Origin of the sequence: Enterobacter sp. I4, from assembly GCF_022669095.1 — a bacterium.
Lineage (GTDB): Bacteria > Pseudomonadota > Gammaproteobacteria > Enterobacterales > Enterobacteriaceae > Enterobacter > Enterobacter pasteurii.
In genome coordinates, this window is record NZ_JALBUO010000003.1 from 241,073 (window position 1) to 254,349 (window position 13,277).

Annotated in this window: 9 protein-coding genes; 2 read left to right on the forward strand and 7 right to left on the reverse strand. The window is 56.6% G+C overall.

What is annotated here, in order from left to right; translation table 11 throughout:
* The first annotated feature begins 65 nt into the window (after positions 1-65).
* Positions 66-1,124 carry a porin OmpF gene (gene ompF / locus MOQ06_RS20455; protein WP_274857760.1) on the forward strand — a complete coding sequence of 353 codons (1,059 nt, stop codon included), beginning with the start codon at positions 66-68 and terminating at the stop codon, positions 1,122-1,124.
* 185 nt (positions 1,125-1,309) lie between these two features.
* Entirely contained in the window at positions 1,310-2,500 is a 1,191-nt protein-coding gene (locus MOQ06_RS20460; RefSeq protein ID WP_242174618.1) for an amino acid aminotransferase, read from the forward strand.
* 48 nt (positions 2,501-2,548) lie between these two features.
* On the opposite strand, the gene MOQ06_RS20465 is transcribed toward MOQ06_RS20460, so the two are convergent.
* The 7 genes from MOQ06_RS20465 to cmoM form a co-directional block, all read right to left on the reverse strand.
* Complete coding sequence (locus MOQ06_RS20465; protein WP_148421027.1) at positions 2,549-3,196, reverse strand: MBL fold metallo-hydrolase; 648 nt, start codon at positions 3,194-3,196, stop codon at positions 2,549-2,551.
* A 20-nt stretch (positions 3,197-3,216) separates the two neighbouring features.
* A complete protein-coding gene (locus MOQ06_RS20470) occupies positions 3,217-3,768 on the reverse strand; it encodes a YcbK family protein (RefSeq protein ID WP_176610717.1) in 552 nt (183 codons plus the stop codon).
* 175 nt (positions 3,769-3,943) lie between these two features.
* The gene (gene ldtD, locus MOQ06_RS20475) at positions 3,944-5,767 is read right to left on the reverse strand and encodes a L,D-transpeptidase (RefSeq protein WP_242174621.1); all 1,824 of its coding nucleotides are present in this window, start codon (positions 5,765-5,767) and stop codon (positions 3,944-3,946) included.
* A gap of 178 nt (positions 5,768-5,945) precedes the next feature.
* Positions 5,946-10,394 carry a chromosome partition protein MukB gene (gene mukB, locus MOQ06_RS20480; protein WP_176610719.1) on the reverse strand — a complete coding sequence of 1,483 codons (4,449 nt, stop codon included), beginning with the start codon at positions 10,392-10,394 and terminating at the stop codon, positions 5,946-5,948.
* Positions 10,394-11,098 (reverse strand): chromosome partition protein MukE, encoded by a 705-nt coding sequence (gene mukE / locus MOQ06_RS20485; RefSeq protein ID WP_003858208.1) that lies wholly within the window; start codon positions 11,096-11,098, stop codon positions 10,394-10,396. Before mukE ends, mukB begins: the two co-directional genes overlap by 1 nt.
* Entirely contained in the window at positions 11,079-12,401 is a 1,323-nt protein-coding gene (gene mukF / locus MOQ06_RS20490; RefSeq protein WP_015570962.1) for a chromosome partition protein MukF, read from the reverse strand. The genes mukE and mukF overlap by 20 nt, the downstream gene beginning before the upstream one ends.
* 3 nt (positions 12,402-12,404) lie before the next feature.
* On the reverse strand, positions 12,405-13,184 hold the full coding sequence (gene cmoM / locus MOQ06_RS20495) for a tRNA uridine 5-oxyacetic acid(34) methyltransferase CmoM (RefSeq protein ID WP_148421034.1): 780 nt from the start codon (positions 13,182-13,184) through the stop codon (positions 12,405-12,407).
* Between the last annotated feature and the right edge of the window lie 93 nt (positions 13,185-13,277).

Consider the following 13,277-nt stretch of genomic DNA (forward strand, 5'->3'; position numbering starts at 1 on the left):
TTATTGACAGAATTTATTGACGGCGGTGGCGAGTGTCATAAAAAAACCAATGAGGGTAATAAATAATGATGAAGCGCAATATCCTGGCAGTGGTAGTCCCTGCCCTGCTGGTAGCCGGTGCAGCAAACGCTGCTGAAATCTATAACAAAGACGGCAACAAATTAGATCTTTACGGTAAAGCAGTTGGCCTGCACTACTTCTCTGACTTCGCAGGCAACGATGGCGACAAAACTTATGCGCGTCTGGGCTTCAAAGGCGAAACTCAGATCAACGACCAGCTGACTGGTTACGGTCAGTGGGAATACAACTTCCAGGGTAACAACTCTGAAGGCGGCGATGCACAGGACGGCAACAAAACCCGTCTGGCATTTGCAGGTCTGAAATTCGGTGATGCAGGCTCCTTCGACTACGGTCGTAACTACGGCCTGGTCTATGATGCAATCGGCATCACCGATATGCTGCCTGAGTTCGGTGGTGATACCGGCGCGAGCGATAACTTCTTCGCAGGCCGTACCGGTGGTCTGGCAACATACCGCAACAGCAACTTCTTCGGCCTGGTCGATGGTCTGAACTTTGGCCTTCAGTACCTGGGCAAAAACGAGCGTGATGACGCATTACGTTCTAACGGTGACGGCTGGGCGACCTCTCTGAGCTATGAATACGAAGGCTTCGGCATTGTTGGTGCTTATGGTGCGGCTGACCGTACTGATGCACAGCAAACCAGCCTGGCCTGGGGCGAAGGCGATAAAGCTGAGCAGTGGGCAACCGGTCTGAAATATGACGCGAACAACATCTACCTGGCGGCAGTGTACGGCGAAATGCGTAACGCAGCACGTCTGGACAATGGTTTCGCTAACAAGTCTCAGGACTTCTCTGTCGTTGCTCAGTACCAGTTCGACTTCGGTCTGCGTCCATCCATCGCCTACTACAAATCTAAGGCGAAAGACGTAGAAGGTATCGGTGACGAAGACTACATCAACTACATCGACATTGGCGCGACCTACTACTTCAACAAAAACATGTCCACCTATGTTGACTACCAGATCAACCAGCTGAAAGACGACAACAAGCTGGGCATCAACAACGACGACGTTGTCGCTGTGGGTCTGGTTTACCAGTTCTAATCAGCACACCGCATTGTTATATGCTTAATAAACAGGGCTTCGGCCCTGTTTTTTTTATTTGTGCAGATAAAACTTAGCGACTTTTGAAAAGCCGCACGCTTTTCGTCGCAAACGGTTGGCATTTTGTAAATCTACCGTTAACCTGATAGCGGATTTCACTTCTGTAATCACAATGGAACTTCGTCATGTTTGAGAACATTACTGCCGCTCCTGCCGACCCAATTCTGGGCCTGGCCGATCTGTTTCGTGCCGACGACCGCCCTGGCAAAATCAACCTGGGTATTGGTGTATATAAAGATGAAACCGGCAAAACTCCGGTACTGACCAGCGTTAAAAAAGCTGAGCAGTACCTGCTGGAAAACGAAACCACCAAAAACTACCTCGGTATTGATGGTATTCCTGAATTTGGTCGCTGCACCCAGGAGCTGCTGTTCGGCAAAGGCAGCACCATTGTGAGCGAAAAACGCGCCCGCACGGCCCAGACCCCTGGCGGTACCGGCGCACTGCGCGTGGCGGCAGATTTCCTGGCGAAAAACACCTCCGTGAAGCGCGTGTGGGTGAGCAACCCAAGCTGGCCTAACCATAAGAGCGTATTCAATTCCGCGGGTCTGGAAGTGCGTGAATACGCCTACTACGACGCGGTAAACCACGCTCTGGACTTTGACGGTCTGCTGGCAAGCCTGAACGAAGCCCAGGCGGGCGACGTGGTGCTGTTCCACGGCTGCTGCCATAACCCAACCGGTATCGACCCTACCCTTGAGCAGTGGGAACAGCTGGCTAAGCTGTCCGTTGAAAAAGGCTGGCTGCCGCTGTTCGACTTCGCCTATCAGGGCTTTGCCCGTGGTCTGGAAGAAGACGCCGAAGGCCTGCGCGCGTTCGCTGCGGTGCATCAGGAGCTGATCGTAGCCAGTTCTTATTCCAAGAACTTTGGCCTGTATAACGAGCGCGTGGGAGCCTGTACGCTGGTAGCCGCTGACGAGCAAATCGTCGATCGCGCCTTCAGCCAGATGAAATCCGCGATCCGCGCTAACTACTCCAACCCACCAGCACACGGTGCATCTGTGGTCGCGACGATCCTGAGCAACGATGCGCTGCGCGCTATCTGGGAACAGGAGCTGAACGATATGCGTCAGCGCATTCAGCGCATGCGCCTGCTGTTTGTGAACACGCTGGCAGAGAAAGGTGCCGATCGTGATTTCAGCTTCATCATCAAGCAGAACGGCATGTTCTCCTTCAGCGGCCTGACCAAAGAGCAGGTGCTGCGTCTGCGTGAAGAGTTTGGCGTGTACGCCGTTGCCTCTGGCCGCGTAAACGTTGCAGGCATGACGCCTGACAACATGGCGCCACTGTGCGAAGCCATTGTCGCGGTGCTGTAATCTGCATCCACAAAAAAGCCTGCATAAGCAGGCTTTTTTTATTTCTGGTTACCAGACAGGCATTTCATCCTGAAGGAACGGGTTGTGTAACCGCTCATGGCCCAGCGTCGACATCGGCCCGTGACCCGGAATAAACGTCACGTCATCGCCCAGCGGCAACAGCTTCTGCTTAATCGACTGAATCAGCTGACCGTGATCGCCGCGCGGGAAATCGCTGCGTCCTACGCCGCCTTTGAAAATCACGTCACCGGAAATCAGCAGCCGCGACTGGTCGTCAAAGAAGACGATATGGCCGGGCGTATGCCCGGGACAATGCAACACCTGTAAAGTCACATTCCCTACGTTAACGCGCTCACCTTCGTTCAGCCAGCGGTCAGGCGTCAACGGCTGACACTCGTCCAGGCCAAACATGCGGCTTTGGGCGGGTAACCCCTGCAGCCAGAACTCATCTTCTTTTTCCGGGCCGATAATCGGCACACCGTAGTGTTCAGCCAGTTCAGCCGCTGCCCCAACATGGTCGAGATGACCGTGGGTCAGTAAAATCTGTACCAGCGTCACGCCGCTGGCAGCGACTTCCTGCCTGATTGTCCCGGCGTCACCGCCGGGATCGACAAGCGCGGCCAGCCTGGTTTGTTCGCACCAGATCAATGAACAGTTCTGTGAGAACGCGGTAACCGGAATAATACGATAGTTCATACTGCTCCTGTGTTTCGTTATTACCAGTGCCGAACCGGCCCGGTATCAATATGCACAAAGTTGCTACGTGGGTAGTATCCTACACCACCTGCGCGCATAGATAACGCCGCTTTGCGAATATTGGCTAACGAAACGCCTTCAATATGGAAATCCATCGCCTGCCCTTTCGTGTGGTAGCTTTTTTTCGCTACCCCACGGCTGTGGGCGCGCAGTTCATTGTTGGTGTCCAGAGAGCGGTAGCCAGAAATGAGCTGCACCGGCCTTTTGGTGCCCAGCAGGCCCTGCAGGCGGAAAAGCTGATCGAACAGTCCAGGGTCGATGGCTTTGATTTTATTCGCGCGGAAATCACGGAAAAAATGGTTGAGTCTTGCTAATTCATCCTGAATATAGCCTCTGCCATCGAAAAACTCCGCCTTAAGCGTCTCACCAGTATGCAGATTGTTGAGCGTTAAAATACGCGGACGAGGTGTCGAGAGGGTGGCAAATGCTGGCGTCGGAAGGATAGCCGCTGCGCCCAGCGCAACGCCACCTAACGCCAGCAATTTGCGGCGATTAGCGTCAAATTTGTCCATGATAATCAGGTCTACAGGTAAAAGAAATTGTCAACATGCTTAGCGCACGAAGGGCACCTTAACTGGCAAAGCCTGATACGTCAAGGCGCCCAACCCCAGCAAATACGCGGCCTGTAGCCAGATCGCCCCGTATTCACCATAACTTACGACAATCATTTTCCCCGAACTGCTTCATTTACCTGATTAATTGTTCCGCTTTTGGCAAAATTTGTGCGCCGGATCGCGCTGTCTGATCATAATTGTAAATATCTGTGCGGTACTGGGTGCGCCCGTCCGCGCCCACAAACGCGGTGAGATAATACAGGTTGACCGGAATATTGTGGCGGATATTGACGTAACGGGTATCCCCCTGCTTGAGGGCATCGGAGATCCGCGTGTCGTTCCAGCCCGCATCCTGCAACAGCATATTCGCCAGCTCCGATGCCTTATTCACACGCACGCAGCCTGAGCTGAGCGCGCGGGCATCTTTCTGGAACAGGTTATGGTTCGGCGTATCATGCAGATAGATAGCGTCCGAACTTGGCATGTTGAATTTATAGCGCCCCAGCGAGTTATGCGCACCCGGCGCCTGCTGGAAACGGAACGGCAGGTTCGACGGCGTAATCGTTGACCAGTCTACCATCCACGGATCGATCGTCTCTTTGCTGTTCCAGCCGCGGATCACCGTATAGTTATGACGCTCAAGATAGCCAGGATCGTTCCAGACCTTAGGCAGAATATCCTTGCGCGCCAGCGTTGGCGGCACGTTCCACGGCGGGTTCACCACCACGTTATTCAGGGCGCTGCTCATCATCGGCGTTTTCCGGTCAGGCCGCCCCACAATCACCCGGGAGGCCAGCACCTCGCTACCGTCCTGATAGTAGACCAGCGAATAAGCGGGAATGTTAACCATAATGCCGGTGGATAAGGTCCCCGGGAGCAAGCGCAGGCGCTGGATATTTAACGCCAGTACCCCAGCGCGCTGAGCCGGCGAGACGTTCAGCCAGTCGCGGGTGGATGGACCGATTACCCCGTCTGCGCCCAGACCCTGCGCGGCCTGGAACTGCTTAACCGCCGCGACCAGTTCGCGATCGTAGGCGGCGGGTTTGTTGCTCAGCGCAACGGCCTTTTTCTCTTTTACCGGGGCCGACGGGCTGATGACCGCGTTTTGCGTATCGTCGCCAGGCAGCGCAATCTTAGGACCGTTTTCGAGAATGCCGGAGCGTTTCATAATTTCGCGGATCGCCGGGACATCGCTGCTCCACTGCCCCGGACGAAGCGTGGTTGTCCCACGTACCTGAGGCCACGGGCGGGAATCCGCTACCAGCTCAAGCAGCGACTGATGCATGGTGGCATATTGCGGATGGGCAGGCGCCAGGCTTGCGATAAAGCGCGGCAGGTCACCGTTGTCCAGCGCCAGCTGCCACTGGTTAATCACGGACAGCGCAGGAGTCGCCAGCCTGTACGGCTTATTGCTGTAGAGCCAGCGGTTGCCGTTCACCGAAATGCCCGCCACAAACTGCAGGTAGCCCATCATAGCATCAGACAGCACCACGTCACGCGCCTGGCCCGTGACGGCGGGATCGGTGAGGAGTTCAACCCAGGTCGTGAACTGCGGCTGAAAACCTGCAATCGCCACTTCTGCCAGCTGCTGCTGGAAGGCGCGCACTGCATCCCGGTTTTCCCACATCGGTTTCATATCGCGCGCAGCGTACAGCAGCGTAAGCTGGTTGATATAGGCAGGAGTATAGCCCGCAGGCAGCCCGGTCATGAGCTGCTGGCGTAGTGATTCAGTATCGATGCCTTCCGGCAGCGGTTTAATGCCGGCCATAATGGCCGTCGCCGGAGACTGATCCAGCGGCTGTGACAGCGACGTCGGCTGCGCGCCCATCGTCGCAGAGCTGTCAGTCGGCACAATTTCAGGCTCGTCGGCCTGAGCGGTAAACAGTGGAGCAAACATCACTGTCAGGCACAAACTCAGCGCAGACAGCTGACGACCACGATTTTTCTTAAGCAACATCCCTTGCCCCCTGTTTTTACGACATGCCCAGTGTACTGGAGCTTTCCTTCAGTATAGGAAGGCATATACGCTGTTGCCTTACCTTATGTAAAGAAGTTTAAAGATAACGCAGCCCTGAACACAAGTTAAGTGAATAAAAAAAGCGGCGCATCAGCGCCGCCCTTTGTAATAACCCGCCTTACGAAGCGTCAGCCGTGCCGGGTAATGATTCCGGAGGCTGCGGCGCGAAACCGCGCAGGCCGACGACGTGTACGTGTTCACTGTTCTGGAACACCTTACGCACCAGTTTATAGGTCGTGCCTTTTTCCGGGCTGATGTTTTCCGGCGCCGCAATGATGAGCTGCATATCAAGTCGATCGCAAAGCTCAAACAGCGTGGCGATGGAGCGGGCATCAAGACGCGCGGCTTCATCGAGGAACAGCAGACGGCATGGAGAGATGTCTTTACCGCGCAGACGACGCGCTTCATCTTCCCAGCTCTGCACCACCATCACCAGAATCGACATACCGGTACCGATCGCTTCACCGGTAGAGAGCGCACCGGATTCAGCGCGCAGCCAGCCGTCGGAGCCACGGTTAACCTCAACCTCCATCTCGAGATAGTTGCGGTAATCCAGCAGCTCTTCACCGATGGTTTGCGGGGTACGCTGGCCCATGTCAATCTGCGGATTCAGGCGCTGATACAGTTTCGCCAGCGCTTCGGAGAAGGTCAGGCGGTTACTGTTAAACAGATCCTGATGCTGCTCATGCTGTTCAGACAGCACGTCCAGCAGCGTGGAGTGCGCTTCACGCACGTTCACGTTCAGCCGCACGCTGTTGACCTGGCCAAACGACACGCTTTGCAGGCCCTGGTTCAGCTGGCGGATACGGTTCTGCTCGCGCTGAATGGTTTTACGAATAATATTCGCCACGCTGCGGGAGCTGATAGCCAGCTTCTGCTCGCGGGAGGTCAGCTCTTCCGTCAGACGCCCCAGTTCGATCTCCATCTGCTCGATGGCTTCAACCGGATCGTCGGTGCGGATGATGTCCTGACGAATACGCTCGCGCAAGTGCTGATAAACCGCCACGAAGAACTGGATTTTGCGCTCGGGGCGCTTCGGATCTTCGGACATGCGCAGCACATCGCGCAGGTGTTCGTTGTCCGCCACGGCCAGACGCAGCGCACCCAGCGCCTTATCCGACATAGAACGCAGCTCATCGGCTGACAGATACGCCAGCTCGCGACGGTGCAGACGACGTTCCACGTTATTGTCTTTCACCATGCGCATCACCGCGCACCAGCCCGCCTTCGCGGTCACGACCTGTTCACGCATTTCGTGATAGTCGCGCTCCAGCTTGCGCAGGCGACGCGTCAGGTTGTCCATTTCCGCTTCACAGAAGGTCAGCGCTTTTTCCAGCTGGTTGCGACGCGCGCGGTTGTTGCTGAGCTGTGCATGCAGTTCATCGCGTCGGATACGGGCGCGCTCTTCCGCACCGCTGTCGGCGCGCACGCCGATGTCCTGAAGCTCTTTATGCAGGTCGTTTAGCAGCTCTTTCTTGGTGTCGAAGGAGCTTTTCAACGATGCCATCACCTGGCTGTACTGGCTCAGCTGTGCGGCGTGAGTACGCATCGCCTCACGCGCGCGGGTACGTTCCGCTTCGGCCTGCTCAAGACGCTGGCGCAGCTTTTCATTGAGATCGCTGTTCCCGCTCAGCATTTCTGCTGAATCGGAGTAGCCGAAGTGCGCGCGACGTTGCACCACTTCCGTCAGGGCAAACGCCTGCTGACGCGCTTCGCGCTGCACCTGCTGTGACCAGGCGTAATCTTCTTTTAACTGCTCAAACTGTTCCGGATCGCTCTGGAGAACGGAGACCATCGGCTCCAGTTTTGCCAGCTGGTTGCCGTGCTGCTGCACAAAGCGCGCCGCTTCCTGCGCTTCGTCAAGGCGTTCCTGAATTTCATCCACGCGATCGGCGAGGGTATCGTCCGCCAGCAGGTTCAGGCGCGGCAGAATGCGGTTAAGCGCAGCAACACCCTCTTTCGCCTGTTCGAACTGCACGCGGCTCTGCTGGTTGTCATTTTCATGGCTGGCCAGCGCGCGCTCCAGTTCACCACGGCGGGTGTTGAGCTTGCGAATTTCCGCTTCCGGATCGGGCTCAAAGGCCACGCCCAGATGGCTACCGATAAAGCGGCTGAACGCCTGATGCAGACGCTGCGTTTTCTGCACATCGAACGACAGCGTCGCAAAACGTTCAGAAAGCGTTTCACGCTCGGCGTGCAGGGTTTCAATACGGTTTTCACGGGCGGCGCGGCCAAACAGCGGCAGTTCCGGGAAGCGCGAGTAGCGCCACTGGCGATCGGCGATTTTCACCACCACCGCTTTTTCCAGCTCGTCTACGCTGAATACGCTGTCATCAAACGACTGCGGATCCCCTTCGATGAGGTAGAGATCTTCCGGGCAGTCCTCAAGCCCTGCGAGCTGCTCAGAAATCAGCGACAGATCCGGCACCACAATCGCGTTACGGGACGGACCGTACAGCGCGGAGAAGTACGGCGCATCGTCCAGGCCGACGTCGTCGTAAATTTCAGACAGCAGCACGCCGCCGAAACGCTCGGCTAACGCATTCAGACGCGGATCCTCTGACCCGCCCGGCTGGCTTAAGCGCTCAATTTCTTCATCGACGTCACGCTTGCGCGCGCCCACCTCGTCACGCTCAACAATCGCTTCACGCTCGCGCTCCAGCAGCTGTTGCATGTATTCGGTGACGTCCTGGCTGGAGGTAAACTCCTGGCCACACTGCTCGCTGAGCTGGTTCAGGCTGCTTTGCGCGGCCAGCCAGACTGGCGCACGTTGTAATAGCGTCTTCGAGCGGGACTGGAGCTGCTCAAGCTCCTGACGCAGCGTCATGCGCTGTTCGCTGGCATTCGAGACGGTATCGGACAGGGCCGCGATACGCGCCTCCAGCTCCTGATGCAGGGCTTCAAGCTCGTCGAAATCGTAATTTTTACCCTGACGCTTGCAGAAATCCGCCAGCAGACGTTCGGCTTCCTGCTGCTCGCGCAGGCGCTGTTCCAGCTCGTTCAGACGCATGCGCAGCGGCTGCACCTGCTCGGCCAGATGGCGCTGGTTCACGCCGTCGCGCAGCAGTTCACGGGCAACGTCCCACGCTTCGTTACGCGCCAGCGGGCCGTTGATCGCCACCACCAGCTGGTACGCCTGCTCAAACTGGCTGTGCGCCGTCTGGGCCACGCTCATTTTCTGATCGAGAGAGAGCAGTTTTTCCGTGGCTTCCTGCTCTTTCGCCTGGAAGGTATCCAGCCATTCGTCGGCGCTTTCCGGGGTGAGATCGGGCAGATGGCAGAGCGCTTTTGCACGCTGCAACGCCTGCAGCGCCTGGTTGTACTGGATCGCGCGGGTCTGCTGCACGTCCAGCGCCTGCTGGTAGTCAGCGAGCTGGCTTTTCAGCTCATCCACTTCCAGCTCGGCGGCTTCGGCGCGGGCTTCGTTCTCTTCCTGCAAATCGGCGGCTTCCGCCACCACTTCATTTTGCTCTTCGAGACGAATTTGCAGCTCATCGAGATCCGCTTCGTAGCGCTCGATTTTTTCCTGCTGGCGCAGCGCGGTTTGCACCAGGTTAAGGTGATCGCTGGCCGCCTGGTAATCGGCTTCCAGATCCCCTTCGGCGCCGTTGTGCTCGCCCAGCTCACGCGCCATTTCGACGTGCTTATACTGCTCGGCCACCAGCTGTTTGCGGGAGGTAAACAGCTCGCGACGATACTCTAGCGCCTGATCGAGATGAATGCGGCGCTCGTTGGCGTGGCGCATATAGTCTGCCGCCACGTAGTTAGTGGCTTCGCTGATCAGGTGTTTAAACAGATCGCGGTCAGACTGCGTAACGCGAATCGCTTCCAGCGTCATGCGGTTTTCACGCAGCGCGGCTTCCATATCCTGGAAGGCCTTACGCACGCCGCTGTTTTCCGGCAGCAGGTAGTCGCGCAGGGAGCGGGTAATGGCGCTGGAGATACCGCCGTACAGGGAGGCTTCGATCAGGCGGTAGTATTTACTACGATCGGACGCGCTGCGCAGACGGCGGGCAACCACGCCCAGATCGAACATCAGGGAGTGGTAGTCGGTAATAGAGTTGAACTGCTTGAACTGAACGCCTTCAATGGCTTCGAGCTTGTCTTTCAGCTCCTGAAGCGTCAGGACGCGCGCCTGGCGTTCATTCAGGGTTTCCGTCAGCAGCGCGGTCGGCTGTACGGACGTTGGCAGCCCCTGAATCGCAAACGGCTTGATATCCACTTTACGATCGCGCCCGGCGACCTGTTGCAGACGAACCCCCACGACCACGCGCTGGTGACGGGAGTTGATTACGTCCAGCACCGAATAACAGACGCCCGCTTTCAGCTTACCGTGCAGACCTTTATCGCGGGAGCCGCTTGTCGCCCCCGCTTCGGTGGTGTTACGGAAGTGCAGCAGCGTCAGGTCAGGGATCAGCGCCGTAACGAAGGCCGCCATGGTGGTGGATTTACCCGCCCCGTTACCGCCGGAGAGCGTCGTCACCAGCTCATCCAGATCGAAGGTTCGGGCAAAGAAGCCGTTCCAGTTAATCAGCGTTAGTGAGCGAAATTTACCGCGTTCAATCATTACTCTTCCTCCCCGCTATCCGGCTGATTCTCTTCATGCTCGTCATTGAGCTGCAAATGGTTTTCCACCGGCATCGCCTCACCGTCACGGATCATACGCAGCTGCGCTTCGCGCGCATCGTCGCCCGCGCGCACGTCGGCGCCAAAGCGGAAGACCGATTCGGTAATGCGGAACTTGCTGCTGTCGTGGCCCATGAACCAGACCATTCCCAGACGGCGCAGACGGTTAAGGGAAGAGCGTACTTTTTCCTGTAATTTCTGACGGTCCAGATCGGACCCCGTCGAACGATTGTTCACCAGCTTGAGAAGCTTGCTTTCATCCGCCAGCGACAGCAGCTCATCGTAAAGCTCCTGCTGGGTGAAGATCCCCTCATTCGCCAGACGTTCCGGACTGAGGTAGAGGTAGCAGAGAATTTTACCCACCATCATGTCCAGCTCGGAAAGCACGGAACGGGGAATAAGCGTGGTCGAGCGCGGACGCAGGTAGAAAAACCCTTCCGGCGCGCGGATAAGCTCAACGTTATAGCGAGCGTAAAACTCTTCCAGGTACTCCTGAAAGTCCATCAAAAAGGCGTGATTATCCAGCTCGTCAAGGCCAATGTGACGACCGGCACGCAGCTGGCTGTCCAGCGCCGGAAACAACGGATTCGCCAGCGCCTGTGCCAGCTTAACTGGCATCACTTGTTCAATATTTGTCAATGACATGCGCCTGTACCTTGGCTCCGTAATCGTTAATCGGCTGCCACTTCGGCGGCAGTCCGGTGAAATCGGCTTGTGCGATACCCAGGCGCACCGCCTGGTCTACAACAATGCGGGCAACGTCGAAGTGGCGCGCGCGCGGATACTGCGCCAGATAGTCGCGCACCACGAGGCCAAGATCCAGCGGCGCCTGTCTGGTTTTGTAGACAGCGAGCTGTTCCTCGATCATCGCCGCAAGCTGCTCGCGAATTTCGTTAAATTCTTCGTATTCCAGATCCGGCGGCAGTTCCCCGGTGACCTCTTCATCGCGCAGCGCCATCTCTTCGTCGCGCATATCCAGCAGACGATCGGCATTGGCGTAGGTCAGCGCCCATGGCGCATCGAAGTAGGTCTGTACCGACTGGCGCAGACGCTGGGCAAAGACGCGGTTTTTGTCCATATCGATGGCGGTACGGATAAATTTATGCACGTGACGGTCATAACCAATCCACAGATCGATCGACTGCTGGCCCCAGCTGATAATGCGGTCAAGCTTGCTCTGCAGATCGAACACCAGACGGTCGATAAAATGCAGATCGTCGTGCGCCATCGTCGCGTCCTGGATGCGCAGCAGGTTGGCCTGAAGCTTGTCGCCTGCCGCCTCCAGCGTATCCTGCAGTTCGCGCAGCGTACCGGAGGTTTCTGACAGTAAAAGTTCACAGCTGGAGATAGCCGCGCGCCAGTCCTTATTCAGCAGCTGCGCAATATCATCCTTAACCTGCTGCTGCTGTTCGTCCATCAGACGCTGGGTCAGATCGATACTGTCAAAAATCTCGGCGACCGAGTATTTCAGCGGTGCGTACACGTTGCGATGCCAGTGGAATTCGTCACCGTTTTCATCGGCCGCGTCGGCGGCACGCTTCAGCTCCCCTGCAACGATAGAGAGCTGCATGGAGAGGCGCAGCGTGGAAAATTCACGCTGGCGAATATAGTAATCGGTAATGCCGATGCCCAGTGGCGTCAGGCGATAGATAGCGTTTCCTTCCGCCTGCTCGCTGGTAAAGCGGTTCAGCAGACGTTGACGCACCATATCATTGATGGCGTTGTTGGCGCGCACGCTAATGGTTTCGCTGGTTTGCTCAAACGCATCACTGACGTGGCGGAACGCATCCACCAGTTCGCCTTCACTCATTTCGCCATCCAGGCGTTCGCCGTTTAGCGTCGCGACCGCCAGCAGGAAAGAGAGTCTGTCTACCGGCAGCGAGATGGAGAAATCATTTTTCCTGGCCCAGGCAACCAGTTCGGGGACTGTCTGGGAAAATTCACTCATAGATTATCCTTGCATCTGCGGCTTGCGCGCGGTGACGTGTATATAGCGGCCAAGGCTGAGATAAGGCTCCTGGCGGCAGTACCGCGTCTCTATTTCTGTTAAGGCGTCTAAACAGTCGTCCTGTTTTTGTTTATCACGCAGATAATCATGAAACACCCTCACGCCTGTTTTACCGGTAATTTCCCAACCGATCTCCTCCAGCCAGCCGTAGACCTGCTGCGGTTCACGTGGGAAATCCGGTGAAAGCGTGCGTCGTTTCTTTTTATACATGCCCTGCTGTACGTAGCCAAAATTGCCCACCAGCACGTTTCGCATCAGCAGGCCGTTGGCATTGTAAAACATCAGCGATAAGGCACCGCCCGGCCTCAGCATCGACCACAGCGTTTTTAACATCGCTTGCGGTTCAGCGACCCATTCGAGCACAGCATGAAACAATATCAGATCAACCTGCGTTTCCAAATGCTGCGGAATGTCCTGAGCGGCGCAATGTATAAAATGCATGTTGTCGCTCACACCTTTCTCTTGCGCCGCTCGCTCAGCGCGCGCCACCATCTCGGCAGAAAGATCGCACAGCGTGACGTGATGTCCCCGCTGCGCCATAAGGATCGCAGTCTGACCTTCCCCGCCACCGGCGTCCAGCACGCGCAACTGTCGGTCACCGAATTCGGCCAGCAGCTTGTCCAGATCCTGCCAGAGGATCGTCTGGCGAAGCTGACCTTTGGTGGTGCCATAAATGTTGCGCGAAAACTTTTCCGCGATGTCATCAAAATTGCGATCCCGCATTGGGAGGGTTCCACTCACTTACTGCAAAACCGCTATTTTGTCACACCCGCGCGGAGAATGAACCACTCTGGTGTAATATCACCGGAAATCGCC

Bases quoted from the DNA above. Each gene is read 5' to 3' on its own strand.
- ompF (WP_274857760.1), top strand. From the start codon at position 66: ATGATGAAGCGCAATATCCTGGCAGTGGTAGTCCCTGCCCTGCTGGTA.
- MOQ06_RS20460 (WP_242174618.1), top strand. From the start codon at position 1,310: ATGTTTGAGAACATTACTGCCGCTCCTGCCGACCCAATTCTGGGCCTG.
- MOQ06_RS20465 (WP_148421027.1), bottom strand. From the start codon at position 3,196: ATGAACTATCGTATTATTCCGGTTACCGCGTTCTCACAGAACTGTTCA.
- MOQ06_RS20470 (WP_176610717.1), bottom strand. From the start codon at position 3,768: ATGGACAAATTTGACGCTAATCGCCGCAAATTGCTGGCGTTAGGTGGC.
- ldtD (WP_242174621.1), bottom strand. From the start codon at position 5,767: ATGTTGCTTAAGAAAAATCGTGGTCGTCAGCTGTCTGCGCTGAGTTTG.
- mukB (WP_176610719.1), bottom strand. From the start codon at position 10,394: ATGATTGAACGCGGTAAATTTCGCTCACTAACGCTGATTAACTGGAAC.
- mukE (WP_003858208.1), bottom strand. From the start codon at position 11,098: ATGTCATTGACAAATATTGAACAAGTGATGCCAGTTAAGCTGGCACAG.
- mukF (WP_015570962.1), bottom strand. From the start codon at position 12,401: ATGAGTGAATTTTCCCAGACAGTCCCCGAACTGGTTGCCTGGGCCAGG.
- cmoM (WP_148421034.1), bottom strand. From the start codon at position 13,184: ATGCGGGATCGCAATTTTGATGACATCGCGGAAAAGTTTTCGCGCAAC.